This is a genomic window from Methanolobus sp. ZRKC5, from assembly GCF_038446525.1.
Taxonomy (GTDB): Archaea; Halobacteriota; Methanosarcinia; order Methanosarcinales; family Methanosarcinaceae; genus Methanolobus.
This window is the reverse complement of sequence record NZ_CP151792.1, coordinates 679,847-698,787: the sequence shown is the minus strand read 5'-3', so window position 1 is coordinate 698,787 and position 18,941 is coordinate 679,847. Positions and strand designations below refer to the sequence as shown.

18 protein-coding genes are annotated in these 18,941 nt (G+C 34.6%); 8 read left to right on the top strand and 10 right to left on the bottom strand.

Annotated elements, in window-relative coordinates; translation table 11 throughout:
• Positions 1-16: 16 nt before the first annotated feature.
• Positions 17-598, bottom strand: a complete 582-nt coding sequence (locus WN948_RS03200) for a tyrosine-type recombinase/integrase (RefSeq protein WP_342305557.1) — start codon at positions 596-598, stop codon at positions 17-19.
• 254 nt (positions 599-852) lie between these two features.
• On the opposite strand from WN948_RS03200, the gene WN948_RS03195 reads away from it, so the two are divergent.
• Positions 853-1,092 (top strand): hypothetical protein, encoded by a 240-nt coding sequence (locus WN948_RS03195; protein ID WP_342305556.1) that lies wholly within the window; start codon positions 853-855, stop codon positions 1,090-1,092.
• Between the two features lie 31 nt (positions 1,093-1,123).
• Here WN948_RS03195 and WN948_RS03190 read toward each other — a convergent pair whose 3' ends face one another.
• Positions 1,124-2,335: a hypothetical protein gene (locus tag WN948_RS03190; protein WP_342305555.1), complete on the bottom strand. Its 1,212-nt coding sequence runs from the start codon at positions 2,333-2,335 to the stop codon at positions 1,124-1,126.
• 399 nt (positions 2,336-2,734) lie between these two features.
• Between WN948_RS03190 and WN948_RS03185 the strand changes: the two genes are divergently transcribed.
• The 4 genes from WN948_RS03185 to WN948_RS03170 all read left to right on the top strand — a co-directional run bounded on the left by WN948_RS03185 (position 2,735) and on the right by WN948_RS03170 (position 5,232).
• Positions 2,735-3,694 carry a hypothetical protein gene (locus WN948_RS03185; protein ID WP_342305554.1) on the top strand — a complete coding sequence of 320 codons (960 nt, stop codon included), beginning with the start codon at positions 2,735-2,737 and terminating at the stop codon, positions 3,692-3,694.
• Between the two features lie 69 nt (positions 3,695-3,763).
• Positions 3,764-4,615: a GIY-YIG nuclease family protein gene (locus WN948_RS03180; protein ID WP_342305553.1), complete on the top strand. Its 852-nt coding sequence runs from the start codon at positions 3,764-3,766 to the stop codon at positions 4,613-4,615.
• A complete protein-coding gene (locus tag WN948_RS03175) occupies positions 4,616-4,750 on the top strand; it encodes a hypothetical protein (protein WP_342305552.1) in 135 nt (44 codons plus the stop codon).
• Between the two features lie 5 nt (positions 4,751-4,755).
• On the top strand, positions 4,756-5,232 hold the full coding sequence (locus WN948_RS03170) for a hypothetical protein (RefSeq protein ID WP_342305551.1): 477 nt from the start codon (positions 4,756-4,758) through the stop codon (positions 5,230-5,232).
• A gap of 18 nt (positions 5,233-5,250) precedes the next feature.
• Here WN948_RS03170 and WN948_RS03165 read toward each other — a convergent pair whose 3' ends face one another.
• From WN948_RS03165 to WN948_RS03155, 3 genes are read right to left on the bottom strand one after another with little or no spacing between them, the layout of a single operon-like run.
• Positions 5,251-7,923, bottom strand: coding sequence for a hypothetical protein (locus WN948_RS03165; protein WP_342305550.1), 2,673 nt, complete (start codon positions 7,921-7,923; stop codon positions 5,251-5,253).
• On the bottom strand, positions 7,916-8,248 hold the full coding sequence (locus WN948_RS03160) for an HNH endonuclease signature motif containing protein (RefSeq protein ID WP_342305549.1): 333 nt from the start codon (positions 8,246-8,248) through the stop codon (positions 7,916-7,918). Before WN948_RS03160 ends, WN948_RS03165 begins: the two co-directional genes overlap by 8 nt.
• 12 nt (positions 8,249-8,260) lie before the next feature.
• Positions 8,261-8,902 (bottom strand): hypothetical protein, encoded by a 642-nt coding sequence (locus WN948_RS03155; RefSeq protein ID WP_342305548.1) that lies wholly within the window; start codon positions 8,900-8,902, stop codon positions 8,261-8,263.
• A 309-nt stretch (positions 8,903-9,211) separates the two neighbouring features.
• Here WN948_RS03155 and WN948_RS03150 point away from each other — a divergent pair, with 309 nt between their 5' ends.
• From WN948_RS03150 to WN948_RS03140, 3 genes are all read left to right on the top strand, one after another.
• On the top strand, positions 9,212-10,063 hold the full coding sequence (locus WN948_RS03150; protein WP_342305547.1) for a hypothetical protein: 852 nt from the start codon (positions 9,212-9,214) through the stop codon (positions 10,061-10,063).
• Complete coding sequence (gene cas1, locus WN948_RS03145; protein WP_342305546.1) at positions 10,060-11,274, top strand: CRISPR-associated endonuclease Cas1; 1,215 nt, start codon at positions 10,060-10,062, stop codon at positions 11,272-11,274. Before WN948_RS03150 ends, cas1 begins: the two co-directional genes overlap by 4 nt.
• Positions 11,275-11,515: 241 nt before the next feature.
• Positions 11,516-14,650 carry a tetratricopeptide repeat protein gene (locus WN948_RS03140; RefSeq protein ID WP_342305545.1) on the top strand — a complete coding sequence of 1,045 codons (3,135 nt, stop codon included), beginning with the start codon at positions 11,516-11,518 and terminating at the stop codon, positions 14,648-14,650.
• 225 nt (positions 14,651-14,875) lie between these two features.
• Here WN948_RS03140 and WN948_RS03135 read toward each other — a convergent pair whose 3' ends face one another.
• From WN948_RS03135 to WN948_RS03115, 5 genes are all read right to left on the bottom strand, one after another.
• A complete protein-coding gene (locus tag WN948_RS03135; protein WP_342305544.1) occupies positions 14,876-15,568 on the bottom strand; it encodes a hypothetical protein in 693 nt (230 codons plus the stop codon).
• A 71-nt stretch (positions 15,569-15,639) separates the two neighbouring features.
• Positions 15,640-17,163 carry a hypothetical protein gene (locus WN948_RS03130; RefSeq protein WP_342305543.1) on the bottom strand — a complete coding sequence of 508 codons (1,524 nt, stop codon included), beginning with the start codon at positions 17,161-17,163 and terminating at the stop codon, positions 15,640-15,642.
• 372 nt (positions 17,164-17,535) lie between these two features.
• Entirely contained in the window at positions 17,536-18,366 is an 831-nt protein-coding gene (locus WN948_RS03125) for a zonular occludens toxin domain-containing protein (protein ID WP_342305542.1), read from the bottom strand.
• Positions 18,350-18,757, bottom strand: a complete 408-nt coding sequence (locus tag WN948_RS03120; RefSeq protein WP_342305541.1) for a hypothetical protein — start codon at positions 18,755-18,757, stop codon at positions 18,350-18,352. Before WN948_RS03120 ends, WN948_RS03125 begins: the two co-directional genes overlap by 17 nt.
• A complete protein-coding gene (locus WN948_RS03115; RefSeq protein WP_342305540.1) occupies positions 18,758-18,919 on the bottom strand; it encodes a hypothetical protein in 162 nt (53 codons plus the stop codon).
• Positions 18,920-18,941 lie beyond the last annotated feature (22 nt).

Below are 18,941 nucleotides of genomic sequence, written 5' to 3'. Positions count from 1 at the left end.
CAGTTTCAAAATTGGACTAATACCAACCTGCCAATCTCCTCCGGATCTCCACCTTCTCACCATCTGTGAAAGGCAAGCCCTGGTAATGAAGCATAGATGTCAAACTATCATGTCCTTGGCGTAGACAAATCACGTTAATTGGGATATCTGCAGTGATCATCCAGGACTCTATACTTTTTCTGGTGGTTTTGCTACTCAACCCTAATGAGTTCAGGCCGGATTTTTCACCCCATCTCAAAAGGTTCTCATTCCAGGCAGATCTTGAAGGAGGTTTTTTATTCTTGAAGAAATAGTCCAGGACATTCTCCAGCTGGCCAGGGATGGGATGCACATACCTTTCAAGCTGTTTTCGTTTGGCCTTCTTCTGGGCTTCCTCTGGAAGATGGATTGTCTTGCGAATCTTCCACCACCACTCAGGATGATCGTGCAACCTCTGTACCTCAACATATCTCATCCCAGACCAGAAGCAGACATCAAAGATAGTTTTAAGATACATTTGTGGAATACTATCTCTTAGTTGATCTATCTCATAAGGTCCTAGGACTCTTACACCATTGACTAGGATAGGCTCGGTCTGTTTTGAGGTGATTGAAATCATGCTGTTTTATTAAAACAACAAAATTCTATTAATTTTTATGGTTCTACCTGAGGAGATATCTCTGGATTCTGCAGCAAAAACTTGTCGTTATAGGATAAAACGACAAGACAAAATTAGTATTTCTTAAACACCAGGGGAGAGAATACTGGAAACCATTAAGTGATGTATTTCTTGATTACATCGACCATCCAGAATCCAAATTTGAAGGGGATACAGGAATTCTGCAAAGGAGACATCTGCAACCTAAAGGATGCGTGTATATCGGTAAGGAAGCTAACAAGGTTGAGATGCAGGAGCTTGAGAGTAATACTGTTGAGACTTATCATGATATTGAAAAGATAAGGGAGTTTGTTCTTGGTTTAACTCCTGCTGAAGCTAGGAAAGTTGGGATTAAGTACAGGAGTACATTGAATAAATTAAAGGACAGGGTAAGAGAAGGAGAGTTTAACCTGAATACTAAGGAAATGAGGAAAATAATTGAGTATTTGATCTGAAGGCTAGGCAAAAAAATTAAAGAAGGGTAAATTACCCATCATAATTCTGTATCAGATTAATGGTTCTCTCAGCTTGGTCAATTAAAAACTCAGCCTGAGAAGCATCCAATCTTTCTTCCTCTACCATCTCATTAACGAATTTTATGAAATCCTCAAGCTTCTTGATAGCCTTGTCATAATCGTCTTTATCAAGCTTCTTGATTACATTATCAAGTTTGACATTGAGGACTTTTTTGGTGGAAGCATCTGTATCATGCAGACCAAAAACATGTTCTTTGAGATTTCCAATCGCTTCTGCCGGATTCTTTTCAATAACATCCAAAGTGAACATGTATACATCCACATTTCCATTTCGTCCATCCGTCCATACAATCCTATCTCCGTAGATTGAAGGTGCGGCTTGGATAGATTTGTTTGTAGTTATCTGGTATTCGGTGTCTGAAGTGATATTATACATGAAGATATCCCAATTTCCAGTTCGGTTATCAGTCCAGACGATCCTATCCTCGTAGATTGCTGGCTCAGATTGATAAAATTCGTTTGTAGTTATCGGCTGTTCAGTACCTGAAGTGATATTATGCATGTAGATATCAGTGTTACCATTACGGTAATCATACCAAACTATAAGGTCTTCATAAATTGCAGGAATACGCTGATCAGATTCATTCGTGGTTATCTGAATTTCGTTACCTGAAATCATATCATACATGTAGATGTCCTTGTTCAGGTTGCGTACATCCTCCCATACTATCCTGTCTCCATAGATTGCAGGAACCCATTGGGATTGATAGTATTCAATCACAGGAGATTCATTGTCTGAAGTGATATTGTACATATAGATGTCCCCTAGACTACTATTACGATAATCAGTCCATACTATCCTATCTCCGTAGATTGCAGGATGGCGTTGAACTGATTCATTTGTAGTTATCTGGTATTCAGTGTCTGAAGTGATATTGTACATGAAGATATCCCAATTTCCGGTGCGGTTATCATGCCAAACTACAAGGTCTTCGTGAATTGCCGGAAGAAGTTGATCTGATTCATTGGTTGTTATCTGGTATTCAGTGTCTGAAGTGATATTGTACATGAAGATATCCCAATTTCCATTGCGATTATCATACCAAGCAATTATATCTTTATAGATTACAGGATCATATTGATGTGATTCATTTACAGTTATCTGTTCTTCGATACCTTGTGCGACTAAAAAATCATTAGCAACTACAGTTTCTACACTCATAATGAATAAAGTCATCAAAATACAAATCAAAATTTTGTATTTAATTCGCATTTACACCCACCCCTACAAATTATTAATTAATTAATTGTAACTCAAATGCTATGCTATTATGTTTTTTTTCTAAACAACGATATAATTTGCGAAACAATGCTACTTAAAAAGTTAACAGTTTAATCATTTATTAAGCATGTTTTTTTCAATAAGTATAAATATGGTTGTGCCATGTAACTACAAAACCGTACACTTTTTTCGCGTTGTATATATCCCCACACAATTGTGCGGGGTAATAGGTATCTTGAAATATAGATACTCAGAATTTTAAGAAGTCTGTTGTTAACACAAAAGTTGAATATCTAATACAAAATTTATTTTAACTAATAATTATATTTTGTTGTTCGAATGGGTGATTATAGCTATATACAAATTGGAAAGTTTGCAGTTAAAGAGTGGAAATGGGAGTTGCCACCAGAAAATGATCCAATTCTCAATTTTATTTTTTTAATGCAGGATAAAATAGTCGAAATTGATGCCGATCTCCAAAGAGATGAGGGAATTACAGAATACTACTGTAAATATGAAACAAATGTGTCTGAAGTAAAAAGTCGATTTGACAAATCTCATTTCACAGTAAAAGAAATTGACCATGTTATTTCAGAAGTTACGGGTATACCTATCAGCGACATTGAAACTGCACTTATGGATTCTGATATATATTATGAAGCTTACCTAAGTGATCTTGAAAATGAAAAATGTGAAAATCGGGCTGAATTGGAAGACTTATTTGACAAAAAAATAGAGTTAGACTACAAAATTAGAAGTTCTGATCTTGGAAACTACATAGAACTCCGAAATTTGAGAGAGATATTGGATCAATCAGAAAACACGGACCTTGTTTCTTTAGAGATACAGCAAATTACTGGAAATGAAGAAGAACTGAAGTCTTTTGATCATATAAACCTCGTAACAGAAGATTTAACCTCAGCTACAAGAATTGATAAGAAATATTTGGAAATGGCTAAGATCCACTATACAGAATATCATTTTGATTTAGTATATATCGAACTATTTATCTCCGTAGAATCTGCTTTGAGTGGTTATTTTAGAAGAAAATCTGAACAAGATGAAATCAATCTTGAAGGCACATTTAAAAACGTTAAGCTAATGGATAAAATCAAATTTACGATTTCATTTATAGGAAAACAGGAATTAGATGATGAATTAATATCATCTATTAACGACGCATACCATGTTAGGAATAATAAAATCCATAATAATCAGAAAAACTTTGAGAGAAATAAAGTGATCAAAGCGATTGAAGATGTTGAACGATTAGTTGAAATAATAAATAGTTTAGAGTAGTGATTCACACATAGCTAAGTATCTGTTTTTAAATCTCTCAATTATAGTATATTCTTAGAGGTTCAATTCATGACAATAGGAAGAACAATTTCAATTTATCTGCCAGATGCCAATCCACAGGGAGTGAAAATATGCGAGTTCTTTGATTCTATTGTCAAAGCTGTTTCTATTCCTCGAGCAAAGTTAGACGCTGGCTTGAAAAGACCAGAGCTTGAACAGCCGGGGCTTTACTTCTTAATAGGTGAAAAAGACGAAGTTGGAAAACCAAAAGTATATGTTGGTGAATCAGAAATACTAACAACTCGTTTAAATGATCACCACAAAAAGAAAGATTTTTGGAATCAAGCTATATGTTTTGTTTCAGAGAAAAATAATCTTAACAAAGCTCATATCAAGTATCTTGAAAATCATGCTTGTGAGCAGGCTAAATTAGTCAATAAATGTACTCTTGAAAATAGTAATACTCCCACTAAATCATCTCTAACAGATCAAGACCGGGATTTTGTTTTGCGTTTCTTTGATGAATTAAAGATTATAATGGCTACCCTTGGTTATCCTATTTTCGAACAAGCAAAACGTAGCAAGAAAAATACATACTATTGTAAGAGCAAGGATGCTGATGCTGTTGGTGAATATACTGAAGAAGGTTTTGTCGTCAACAAGGGATCAAAGTCAAACGTAGAAGAAACAACGTCTCTTCAACCAAGTGTACGAGCATTTAGAGCTAATTTAGTAGAAAAGGGAATTGTAAAGGAAGAAGATGGTGTCTATGTTTACCAAGAAGATTTTACGTTTTCTTCACCATCCATGTCGGCATCAGTTGTACTAGGCAGAGCTGCTAATGGATGGACGCTTTGGAAGGACAAAGAAGGTAAAACACTAGATGAAATTGTAAGACAAAAAGATAAGGAGGGAAAATAAATGGCTGAAAATATGATATGTCCTGAATGTCAAGTTCAAAATGTAAAAGCAATTGTTGATATCCAAGATCCCGGGTATAAAACACAAGTACTATACCAATGCCGTGAATGTAAAAACATATGGGGTGAGAAATAAATCATATGATCAAGAGTAATTTTACTAAATGGATAAAATGGGAAGACCGGAATAACCTACCTGATATTAAGTATCCGGGAATTTATTGCATAGCTCTCTCGGAATCAGATTTGTCTGAGCAAGATTTTACTTGGATTCGTGAAATTAAATATGTGGGTATGACTAACTCACGAAACGGACTAAAAGGTCGTTTAAAGCAGTTTAATAGCACTATTAACGGAAAGACAAAGCATGGAGGAGCTGATCGGTTTATGTATAAGTATCAGACCTATCAAGATCTTCTAAACAGACTTTTTGTTTCTGTTCGTCCATTCATATGTGATGTTAAATCTAATACTCCTGAAGATTTAAGAACAATGGGAGAGGTAGCAAAATTTGAATATGAGTGTTTTGCAACCTATGCTAAAAAGTACAACTGTCTGCCTGAATTTAACGATAAAGCAAAATCAGATAAATTAAGCAGAAAAAACAAAAAAAAATAAAAAAAGAGGAATAAGCTCTCAGATGAGCTTATCCGCAAGTTCCCTCATAAACCTAGCATTCAGATTGATGTCTCCTGTTTGCTTTATCTTATCCTGAATCCTCTTCAGAGTGCCTCTGTAAGCAATACCTACTTTTCTCCCCATCTTGACATCCAGTTGCATAATCTTATCCATGATATCCTGTTTATTGAGGAAAACTTGAGCCTGTCCTATATCCAAAGCTTGATCATCAATGTTGTTAGCCTCCTTTCCAATCAGAACAACACTGTCTGCATGGATATGCCTGCGTTTCATCTGACCAATATCACCTTCATACTTGTACTCAGGATGATCTGCATACTGCATTATTGTTGTATTTAGAGATTTAAAATAATGTGATCCTTGCTTGATCTCACCTGTATTGTAGTCTAAAAATGGTTCATAGACTATTTTCTGTGAATCTTTAGAGAAAGGAGCAAGAGGTTTGATAGTTTGTCCATCATCCTCAATGGTTTGAAAACCAACAGTGCAGAAATTAAAAGGTTTGATCTGTTCAGACCATGGTTTGCCTTCATTGATCGTCTTAAACCTCTTCAACACATTAGCAGTACTGACTGTGAGCCTTGAGATAGCATAGAGATTAGAATACCTCTCTTCAATATCTATTGGCTTTATAATCCCATAATGTAAGCGAAGAATATCCAGCCAGACATCAGCATGCCAGTCTTTATTACCATTAGGAAATGGATTAGTCAAATGGCCTAGACCATGTAGCTTGTAGGATCTCTCATGCTCATAGAAGCTAAAATTCTCACCTTCTTTGTTGTAAAGAGCATACCTCTTAGAACATATTCCATAGAACCACATATCCTCTTTTTCAGGTTTTAGCAAAGAGATGTCAAGGTCATAAGGGTTTAGGGGCTGGAAATAATCCACAATCTCCTGAGCGTGCTCAGGCGGAACAAACACAGAGTCGGTGTCCATGTAAGCATGGGCTGCACCAAGCTCTTTTACCTTGGCCTCGGCCATGGATAAAAACAGCCGTGCACCGGAAGTGATCATCACTGCAAGCAGTGGATGAAAGTACTTTCCGGCCTTTTCATATCTATTCTCAGAAGTATCAAAGCTATCAAGCCCATAGACTTCAATATCACTCTTCTTATCCTCTGGATTGAGTTCAATAAAGATCCCATAACTCATAGCATTAACAAGAATTTTGATAGCCTGTGCTTGACTCGATAGATGACGATACTCTGATGAGTCTCTATCCATACTCTTCATTCTAGTTTTGATATTCTGTCTCTCTTCAACAAAGGTCTGAATGAGATTATCTTTCTTAGGATCAACTTCAATACCAAGAATAGAAGATTTCACAAGACTATTTTGCATACCTGAAGGGACAAATCGAGTTGCTTCAACAATCTCAGGTACTTTCCCTGTCGAAAGCACAGAACCGATTACATCGAGCAGGGAAAAACATATTGGAGACTTGGAAGAAAGATAATTAACTCCTACATTCAAGCTTTGTTTCTTACCATTATAATCCATTCTTGTAGGTAGTATATCGTTGTCAGGAATGATCTTGACCATTCCAACAAAGTCTTTCCAATTTTCCTTATTCTGCAAGTACTCAAGAGATACCTTTGAAAGCAAGTCTTTGATCTCTTCAGTCGCATCCACAGTCCGTAATTTCTCGGCTATTATGTACTTCCACATATCCAGAATCATTGTAACAGATGGGTACATGCTGGTAAAATCAAGAACTGTAACTTTTGTGGGTTGCTTCCTGAACATACATTCACAACGGCCACCAAAGTAAGCCGTCATGATATTACCAAGGGTATCAGGTAAGAATAGAGGGTTTTGTTTGTGGAATGGTTGAATTCCCAACTGATCAAGAGCGTATTTTCCAAGGGAAGCTGCACTGAATATCTTTGTTAGAGGAATATCTATCTGGTATAGATCAAGTTCATCAAGCAATTTCAAGTACACGTCATAGGTTGATTTGACATCCATAATCAAATAGTCAATGTACCTTTCAGTAACAATACCGTGTTCAATACCTTTCATCTTCTTGTTTTTTGTGTCAAGCAACTCACATGCCTTATCAAGTGAGATACGTTTCTTTTGCAAAAGAACTTCAGCAAGTGTTTGAGCATCAAGGAAATGACCGGGAAAATAATCTTTACCCTTGTTTTGTTTGGTTGTAGAGAACTTATATGTGTAAGATTCTCCCATCTTACGGATGATTATGGGTGGATTGTAAGGATTGTCTGATAATGTAAGTGTAAATCCGCCTTTGTTTCCCTTCCTTGAATCTCCTGTTTTCTTTGCTATTCTGCTAATATCGAATGCTAGATTGAAACCAATGCAAAGAGTACCAAGACCGTATATTTCAGGATAAAATACCTCATCTACGAACTCTTTTAATGAATAGAGTGGAAGGTCTTGCTTTATTGGATATGCCAGAGTAACTTTATTCTCACGGTCATCTAACATAGAGGGGTCATGGAATAACCCTTCATGCTGAATGTATCCATCCTGGTATATCTGAAAGAAACCAATCTTTAGGTTTTGATATTGATCAGTTGTTGTTTCAGTATCAAAGACCAATACTCGGTTATGTCTCAAAGGAGGCTCTTTTCTTTGAGGATAGTTTCTATTAATAGGGTTGCACTTTTGAGTGAAAGCCCTTACAGCTATCTTAGACATTTACAGTCATCCCCATACCAAGATTGATTAATCGCTGTCCAAGATCCCTTAGTAAAGCACCAATTGAGATAATGTTAAAGGCTTTCAGATTTTGCAGAGAAGTATCTTTAGATCTTGTTTTAGGACTGAGTTTGTTCTGTTCTGCTGTTATCTTTATATGACAGTTCTGACATAGCGGCTTAACCCAGTCTGAATTATTCCTTCCATCAACATGATGCATTTCAATGACTTCTTTATTATCTTCTCCACAAACAGCACATGCAATAGGTGGTTTCTTGCCTTTCTTGTTTCTTCTAATGTAATTCGCATATTCATCTTTTTCCATAGTTTACACTCCTTAGTTTTTGTATATCTCTAAAAATTCAGGCTCTTCCTGAGCTTGTGTTATTTCGTGAAGTCTGTCAAGGTCTGTCTCAAAATAGTGGACTTTACCTTCAGCATCAATAATTGGTCTATCTCTGAACTTGTCAAGAAACGAAGGATCATTTCTGTTTACAGCTATTGATACATAGGCAAAGTACTCACCAATCAAAGACCGATCCTTGGAACTGGCTGTAACGATGGTTCTCTGCCCTTTCCCATTTTCATAGAATAGCATCTCAGCTTCGACTTTATCTGAAGCTGTGACTTTCCATTTCCCGCCTGATTTGTGGAGGTACTTTCCAAGATGTTTGACAGCAAACTCCTTGCCAACACCAAACCTTTCAATTACATGACTCAGGTAATTTCCATTTCTCATTTCCCTGAGCATTTTGATTGATAGGTGGCGGTCTCTCTTTTCCTGTGAAGAAAGAAGCTTCCAAGATCTTGTACTTAGATCATGGTCCTTTAGAGTTACATTTCTCAATTCTTTGAGAGCAAAGTTTGGGAAACGTTCATGCATTCGGATTATTCTTTTTGCATATCTGGTATCTCTCGGTTGAGCCTTTAACCATTGACCATAGGTTCTGTATTCCTTGGAAAAACGTTTCTTAGTCATAGTTCTTCCTCGGCTAACTTGAATAATGCTATTCGGAGCACTTCAGCCTGAGAGCATCTTAGTTTTTTAGATAGCTGTTCTAATTTATCCCTAAAATAGGGAGCTAACGTTATTGTTAGCCTGTTTGTAGGTTGACTTTTAATCATCAACATCCAAAATAACCGAATGTATTATATTCAATTGTGACATGTAATATGACATCTAATTTGATGTGTTTTGTCATATAATTAAGACAATTTTACATTTATTTAGTGGGATTTGTCCGATATTTAAAAAACATGACATTTATAAAAAAACAGAGGTGTTCTCATGAGTAAGCAAGGAAAAAGCAAAGATTTAGCTGAAGAATTGAAAGAATACCTCTCTAGCTACGGAATTGTAAAGAGGGAAGATATTATAAATGCCTACGAAAGTCACCGCAGCAAAAGAACAATTATTCGACGATTAGATGAATTGAAAGATGCTGGGTTCATAGATATATTAAAAGCTGGACAAGTTGAAAAATACGGCATTGAAGCACCGAATAAGAAATTCAAGTATGTTGTTCTAAAACAAAGCCTTGAACTGATAAAACACATTGATTCTGTTTTGGAGCTGTTTGATAGTGGAGATGATGAAGACAAACTTACAGCTTTAGCAGAAATAGATAGTTACAAAAATGTCTATTCATTGTATCCCTCACAACTGGATGTTCTTGTCAGGAATCTAGATGAAGATAATATTGAATTAACATATTATATTTTAGTTATTCTTTCTTACAATATCATTGATAAATGGAATCAACCAAGAGATGTTCCTGCTCTACTTGATAAATTGAGAATACTTTTGGCAAAAATCTCCTCATTACCTCAGAAACATTCAGCTCTAAGAGGTCATGTCATTGCTTTGCTTGGCATATACGAAGATGGGGCCGTAATTGACCAACTTACTGAGGATGCTCGAACAATGGATGATCTCTCAAATGTTAAAGATGAGTATGATAAAAGATATACAGCAAAAGTTATTGAGAGCCATCGGACTGTGCTTTTCGATCTTGAAATTGAGTTGAGGAAAGATGGGAAAAATACAAACGCCAAAGTTCTCTCTCAAATAAGGTATCAGGCAAAGAAGAATCTTGGTTTAGTAGAAAGTGGTGAGATTCCAGGAGTTGACTTAAAATGAAATTCCTGCTGCTAAATGGTCATGGCATTGATATGCGTGTAAGTGGGGCTAAGCTCCATATCAAAGATGGGAGAACCTCAAGCACTGAAGATCCAGAGGAATACGTATTTTCTCCAAAGAGAATAGATGTTGATAGCATTATCATCTATGGCCAAAATGGAAACCTTACACTTGATGCAATTCGATGGTTGATCAAACATAATGTTCAGATCTCAATACTCAACTGGGATGGCAAATTACTGACAACAATGCTACCTTCTGAGAGTACCAATGTCAAGACAAAGTTTGCTCAATACCGAGCTTATGAAGATGATAAGACTCGAATCCAAATAGCTAAGAAGTTTATTGAGGCTAAGTTTGATAAATCTCAGGTGGTGCTTGATTATCTTAAACAACGTTATCCTCTAATAGAGTATGATTTCTCACCAGATCTGAAGAAGCTAGAATCTGCCAAGAAGGTTAGTGATATTCTAGGTGTGGAAGGTGGAGTTGCATACAAGTACTGGAATGAATTCTCAAAGATCGTTCCTGAGAAATACGATTATGAATCCAGAAGTGACCAGAGCCGGGGGGCCATAGCAGCCGGGGATATGGTAAATGTCATGCTCAATTACGGCTATGCTTTGTTAGAGGGAGAGTGCCTGCGGGCCATTAATGCTGTGGGGCTAGATCCCCATGTAGGTTTTCTCCATGAAATGAATCCTAGCAAGAATAGTTTAGCCTATGACCTGCAAGAACCTTTTAGATTCCTTGTTGATCTAGCTGTTATCAAGCTTATAGAGACTAATGGTATAGATAAGACGGATTTCATTAGAACTGAAAGCTATTCTCTGAGACTGAGGCCCACTGGCGCTAAGAAACTAACCGAAGCAGTCAACTCGTGTGTTAACACACGAGTTAGCTATCAAAACAAGATGTCAATGTGGAGTTATGTGATATTCCTGAAAGCTAGGGAATTGGCTCAGTATTTAGTTGGTAAACGACAGGACATTGATTTTGTTAATCCCCAGTATGCAACAAGGCGGCAGGATACAAGCGACATACGACAGAAGATACTCAGTATTTCTTATACTGATTGGAAAAAGCTAGGATTTTCTAAGGGTACATTACATTATATGAAGCAAAATGCGAAGGCAGATAAGCCTTTTACGCTTAATGCTCATGTAAGAGAACGTTTGGATAAGTGGGAGAAACTTGTTGCAAATGGTTAATTTTTGTGTCCTTTAGTTGTCCTTTTGTCGTTTTCAATGACAACTCAGGAGACAAATGCAAACGACAGACAAGAGACAGACTCAGGAGACATAGGCGACAATTAAAAACTACAATGTAAAATACATACTATCCGAAATTGTAACTTCAAAAATGATAAGAATAAATGATTATTACTTTCATTAATATGATATTTACAAAATCATAAATTTTATTAGCATTGAAGAAACTATATACTATTGAATGGAGAAAACAACTGACAATACCATTTCCACTGATCTGGAGGATAGGGTTCAATTTATTACAACAACACTAAGTTCAGTACCTTTGATCGGTGGTTTTATATCTGCTTCTGCAAATTTAGCAATTAAAAAAAGACAAGATAAAAGATTATCTGATTTTTTAGCTAAACTCAATGATAATACTGAATGTTGTGAATATAAAGAATCCATTCCTACTAATCATCATTTTTTAGGACGAGATGAAGATATAAAAAATATTAATGATTCTGGTTCAAGAGTTATCGTAATAGAAGGAATACCAGGAGTAGGAAAAACATATCTTGGCACTGAACTTGCTAAACAACATAATTTAGAGGGAAAAGTATTTTGGTATACAATCAACGAGATTGATTCAGCAAAAACTATTTTATGTCAATTGTCTTCATTTTTACATCAAAACAACTTTTCTAAAGCACATGGCTTACTCTGTAAAGGAAATAGTGATTTAAATTTTCTAAGCGATATTATAATTGAAGAATTAGACAAAGATTCATTTGTTTTGTTTTTTGATGATTATCATACTTTAAAAGATAGTCAAGCTAAAGCTATTTTTGAAAAATTAAAGAGAAATCTTAGAAAAAGCATATTTGTAGTTATTACTCGACCGTCTCCATTTTGTAAGTTTTATACAGAACATGATCTTTCTTCTGATAATATATTTCATGTCAGTTTAAAAGGGCTAAATTATGATTCTAGCAGGAAAAAATTATCTAATTTAGGTTGTAACGTAAATGAAAATACGCTTTTAAAGATTTATGATTTGACTGAGGGACACCCTATTGCACTTGAACTGATCTCTTTATATGATAAAAATGTTTACGATTTGGAATCCCTATTTAGTCAATCTCCAATCCTACCTGATAATCTAGTTTCTTATCTCTTTAATGAAATATTTTTAGGTTTGTCTACTGAAGAAAAACAGGTCTTAAAAGCACTTTCAGTCTATAGGACAGCCGTCAACATTGACGCTATAAAAGCACATGGATTGTCAAATGCAATTGAAACTTCCTTTAAATTATCCGGAAAGCACTTAATTGAAAAAAATGGCAAACTCTATTCATCTCATCCCATTATCAAGAATCTTTCATACTCTTTAATTGAAAATAAAGCGTCATATCACGACTTTGCAGCTGAATATTATCTATCCAAAAAGGTAGTTCAAACAAATGAGATAATCGAATTGCAATATCATTTGCTTAACGCTGGAGACGATTTAAATTCTGCTTTAATCACACTACACACTAGTGAATTGCTGCTTAGGCAAGGGTATGTAACTCCTTTGTTTGAACTCTTGCAACTGTACAAGCAAGAAACATTACCTCCCGAAGTTTGGATTTTTATTGGAACCATACTTGGAAAAATATATGTCATAAAACATGATCTTGATAGTGCTGAAAGCAAATTTACTGAAATGTTAGATTTGTCTTATAAGTTAGACTATGACAATGGTGTTTCATCTTTACTTAACAATCTCTCTTTAATATATCTAAATAAAGGAGATGTAACTAAATCCTTGGATTTTCAACTTAAAAGTTTAAGTTTATACGAACCTCAAGACGATATAAAAGGGAAAATAAGCTGTTTAATAAATATTGGTTCTGTATATTTAGAAATTGGTGAAGTAGATAAATCTTTTATGTATGCTAATGAAGCTTTGAGTGAAATTGAAAGCGTTAATTTTCCTGACATAGAATTGGTACTCTTTAATTTATTGGGTTTAATATACAGGGCTTACGAAGATTGGGATAAAGCAATGTCTATGTTTGCCAAATGCAAAAATATAGCAGTTGAAATTGGAGATTACAGTGGAATTGCAAATGCCAGTGCAAATTTGGGTAATATCTATGCAGATCGAGGGCAATTAGAGAAAGCTGAAAAAGAATATCGCCAAGAAATAAAAGCTGCAAAACAAAGTGAGGAGGTTCTTTCAATTGAGGCTGCTTATGAGAATTTTGCGACTTTATTGGCCGATAAAAAAGAATATGATAAATCTAATAAATGTTACAATCAAGTTTTAGATTTATGTTGGCAACATGGTTTAGTTCAAAACGCTGCTACAATTTATTCTAATATATCATCCAATTTCATTAACAAAGGTGATTATGATTTAGCCTTACACAATTGTAAATTAGCAATAAAATACGCTAAAAAGACAGCTTTCAAGGATAATTTAGCAAACTGCTTGTTAAACTTAGGTGAAATTCAAGAGAAACGATGCAATCATAAAAATGTTCTTGTTTTATATAATAAAAGTATCTCACTTTGTGAAGAAACAAAAAATAATTATACAAAAGCATTTGCCTATAATAAATTAGGAATTTTTTATAATAATAAAAATGATTTCGATGAGGCAATTAAGTACTTCAATTTGAGTTTGGATTTATTTTCAAAATTTAATTCAACAACTCATTGTTTAATGGTATGCCAAAACTGTATCATGATATATGATAAATTGGAAGATTATAATAATACTATAAAATTATATGAACGAATGGTAGTTTACCTTTTAGATTTAAACGATAAAAAGAAGCTTTCTTCTACCTATATGGAATTGATTCCTAAAAAATATCAACAACATAACTGGCTTGATTTAGAAAAGTTGTGCAATGACAAAATAAATCTCGGTCGAGAACTAAGTGAAAAAATGGATCTTGCTTCCACATATGGGTTTCTTGCTCTTGCTTTAAAATACACTAAAAAATATACTGAATCCGTCGCAGCACATAAAGAAGCTATTAGTATTGCCAAGGAGATTAATGATTTTGAGTTGATGGCAATGTTCATTAATGACATGGGCACTACAAATCTTATAATAGGAAACCCTAAAGAAGCTGAAGCGAATTATCTCCAAAGTATAGAGATTAAAGAATCAAATGGAAACGAAGTTGGAATTATACGAACATACTATAATTTAGGTATATTGTATGCAAGTATGGGGGACTTGCAAAAAGGACTTGAATATCTTGAAAAAGCTGATGACTTTTACTATCAACGTGGTGACTTTGATAAAGCTGACCAAGTTTTTAGCACAATTATTACAATCACATACACCAATCCTAAAGATATTATTGACTCACTTATCATTAAACCGTTTTAATTTGAGTTAAAATCGGCTCTGTAGAAAACCTAATTAAATCAACATCTATAGCCTAAATTCTGCAAAAATAATCAATATTCTGAACCACATTTCGAAATTTTATTGATATGCATAATTGTTTGAATTTATAGGATTTCTACAGAGCCTTAAAATCATAATGTAATGTAGATTTCATAGAGGCAGTTGAACTTCTCAAAATTGATTTTCTATATTTTGCAATTGGTATTAAAATCTATTTTTTAAGAGGTCTAATATTTTATCGTACTTATGTTTTTCATCCAGTTTACAAGCTGATGTATAATTAATTTCAAAATTATCTATTTCATTTGAATCATCCAAAGTCCAATAATAATAGTAATTGTTTGTATCATATTTTCTGTTTCTTATCATTTTGATGATGTCAATATTACCAGCTTCATAAATTGATTTATCAACTTTTTTAGGTAAATCTTCTTTAACTATACGGCATTGTCCAGGTTTGATTTTTGGCTTTACTTCTGAATTTAAGTAAGCAGAAATGTAAGCATTGCTAATGATTGGGTTTTTAGTAATGCCTGTAAATTCAATTCTATCTTGATAGCTAAATTCTCCATAAGCGATTGATGTTGTTACCATGAAGTTATCTCGTAACATAGCGATATTTAGCTGTTTGACTATATCCAACAACGATTTAAATGATTTATATATCCTGTTTGCAGACCTAGTTTCATTTCTAACAAATAAAATACAACAATCAGAAACAAATATACCCTCGACTTTGAATTCATTGTGCTGAGTTTTTAAAATCGAATAACCATTATGAAAAAAACTATCAATCGCTTTCACGGCTTTTTCAGGTTCATGCTTCATGTAATGTTTGAAACCAGAAATATCTACAAAAGCAACAAATGTTTTTCCATTATAAGTTTCAATAGGCATATTTTATTAAAGGTTTTTATTCATTAATTAATTTATTTATATTATTTTTTGAAGATCATAAACTTCACAAATCAAAGTGGTTCAAGATTTTTAATTTTTTCAATCTCACGTATTGAAACAATATGGCAATTTTCTAAAACATCTATAGGCTCTTTATTAGCTGTTATTAACACACTAACATATTTTTTTATTTTACTTGAGTCAAAGCCAAAGCGTTTCAAGTTGTTTTTAATATATTCTATTCGTCGTCTCTGCTTAGCCGGTTGCTCTTTAAATTTTTTGATTATTGTTTGCTCTCGAGTACCTGAAATAAATTCACTAGTTATAAAAACATGTTTACAATCAATCACAAACAATTTTTCAGTTTGATAACTATAAGCAACAATATCGATTTCGAAATTACCTGGATTATCTAAGTCTTCAATATTGACTAATTTTTTAGTAGCATCATTCGGTTGGTCAGTTTTCAATCCAATATCTTCTAAGATTTTGCATACTTTGTCCTCGAATATATAACTTTCTTCAGATAATTTATCTTTAAATTCCTGGGAATATAATGCTTTTAAAAGTTTTGCAAAAATGCCAAGTGTTAATGGTGGAACCAACAATTTACTTCCGTCAGCATAAATGAGTGGATAATTTATTTTATCTCCAACTTGTGATACAAGTAAATCATATGTCCTTTGAACATTGAAGCCATTAATTTTTATGATTTTTTTAAACTTTTTCTTACTTACACGAGTAAGTGAACATTCAAACTCCAGAGGAGTTTGTTTTTCAACTTCTAATGTATGAAGAAAAGATTGAGATAATTTAACAAGCAACTCAGTATATTCTAAATTGTTTTTAAATTTATCTTGTTTTAATAAATTATGATTATTCATTGAAAGTTCAAGTGAAGTTTTAAGGTTAAGTGCTTCAAGGTGTTCTTCAATTATAGCATCATACCTTATATTATTAATTTGGTTATTATATAATTCAGTAGCTGAAATAAATCCATTATCATTATAATTCTGCATTATATCTTTCCAATCATCATGAAACTTGAATACCTCTATGACATTGGAATTTGTTGGTTCGGGCATTTTAATTCTATTTACTATTTTGCCAATTTCAAAATCTAGAGTTATATCTTGTACTTTATTGGCTGGAACAAGAAGAACACTACCCAAATTATCATTTATAAGTGATCGTAATCTTAGATTTACATTTTTCATATTTGTTAGATGTATTAACTTTTGGAAATTAGAGTCAAGTGGATTACATATTTGAGATCCTTTACTACCTTCAATTATAACTTTCGAGATTAATTCAGTAAGAACTACATATTTTCTAAAATTAGGCCCTCTTCCGTCTAAAACAGGTAAAAGATAACCTTCTCGTGTTACAAATAGAATCGGTAATAAAGATTTAGCTTCAAAAAGATTTATTAATCTTTTAATTTCTTGTCCGCTTTTTTTTATATCTTCATTTAACACATTTTTGCTTTCTTCTTTAGATAATATTTTTAACCCTTCACAAGTTGCACACCAGATTTTCTGATAATCAGACCCTTTACCAAAAAATAGTTGTGAACCACACTCTGAACAAAACATAAGCTAATAGTGGAAGGACAACTATTTAAAAATTATCAGACCATAAATATAGACGAAATTTCAACTTTTAAAAATTCTGAGTATCTATTTTCTAAGATACCTATTACCCCACACAATTGTGCGACGGGTGTAATTCGAACCAATTCTATCTTCAAAACTTGGAATTATACTTTCAAATTTGCCTAAAATATCAAGCTTATCTCATTCTACCGTATAATTGGAAGCTAGATTCACCTCACTACCCTTCTCTGGAGATCTCCTCTGGACTGACTAGCCCACCCTCATCCTGGCAGAAGCACGCAACACTCACAGTTTTAACCAATCTATCATTTGCTTGAGGCTATCGCTTTTCAGTTATACTATTATGTATGATTAAACAACTGCTGCTGTTGCGGTGTTTGTCTTCGTCCAGTTCTGTAAGGTCCGCTCAGAATACCCTAGCAATTCAGCAACTTCTTTCCATGTCCTATTCTCCTTAAGTATTGGCAAAGCTTTGTCAAACGCATTACTTTTGTTTGTGAGCAGTCTTATCCTGTTACCGTCAACAAGATCCTTCTCTCCGCTGACCTCTTTGAAAGCATTCTGGTAGAATCGGTTTGCATATGCCTCCTTCATCGCTACGTATTTGTTCCATACCTCAAGTGGAGGATGAGGGATATAGAGAGGGTCAATGGTAGTATGATTACCCCCACTGAACAGGATAAGTGGCTCAAGCTTTGTAAAATCAAATACCGGGTTGTGATTGATCCTCCAGTATTTAGCCACACCCAGGTTATTCTTGAAATCTATGGTCTTTGTTTCAATGACAGCATGGAGTAATGTTTTTACCTGCTTGTCAATGAACGACATTGAAGGGACAGTGAATATGACACATAGGTTCAGATGCCTGAAAAGCTGTGTCACGTAACCTATCAGTTTGTTCTGGATCCTCTGCCATTCCCTGGCTGGGATTCCTACACCTGCCTCGTCAAAAATAAGAGCCTGACCCTTCTTCATTTTAGGAATATATTCCAGGAAATCTTTTGGCGTGAAAACGATACGGGGATTATCCTCAAATGAAGGGTCTATTCTCCTGGCCAGCTCTACAGCATCCGCACTTTTTCCGGATCCGGTTTCACCCACCATGACACACATGAAATTCTTATCTTGCTCATTGATCCGGTGGCGGATCATGCCGGCAACGGCATCAATACTGGAGCTCATGGTTAACCTCTATCACACCAGTTTGCTCTTCAGCGAAGATATCATCTTTTCCACAGGCTGCACTTGGCAGGAACCTCTTCCTGTGCGCTAATCTCATCAAAGCCCTGTGTTTGCGTCTGACCAGGTCCTGCTCAATGCTGAGCTGAATTTGCTTTAGTTCATTCGGGGTTTTTGCATCAACACTATCTGTTTTCATCATCTCTTTCAATTCGGACTTATACTGTTTGTCCTTGTACGGATCCATTATGTTGTCCAGCTGCTCCACCAATCCTAAAATTGCTCCATTATTCTGAAATGCGGCATTCTGGACAATGAAATAATTGATCTGCAGAATAAGGTCTGTGAAATTGACTACCTGCAGGTTTGAACTATCTGCATATATGCGACTCATTTATTCACCTTTCAAGTTCTTGGAAATGACCAACGTATTCTCGTTCTTGATAGCAACACAAACGCTCTCCCCAACCTGTGCCCAATTTGAAGGGATTGTGACGGCTATTGAATGGCCTTTTTTCGATACTTTCCTGACAGATATGTTTTCCAGTTTTGACATTAATATTATCCCATTTAGCATA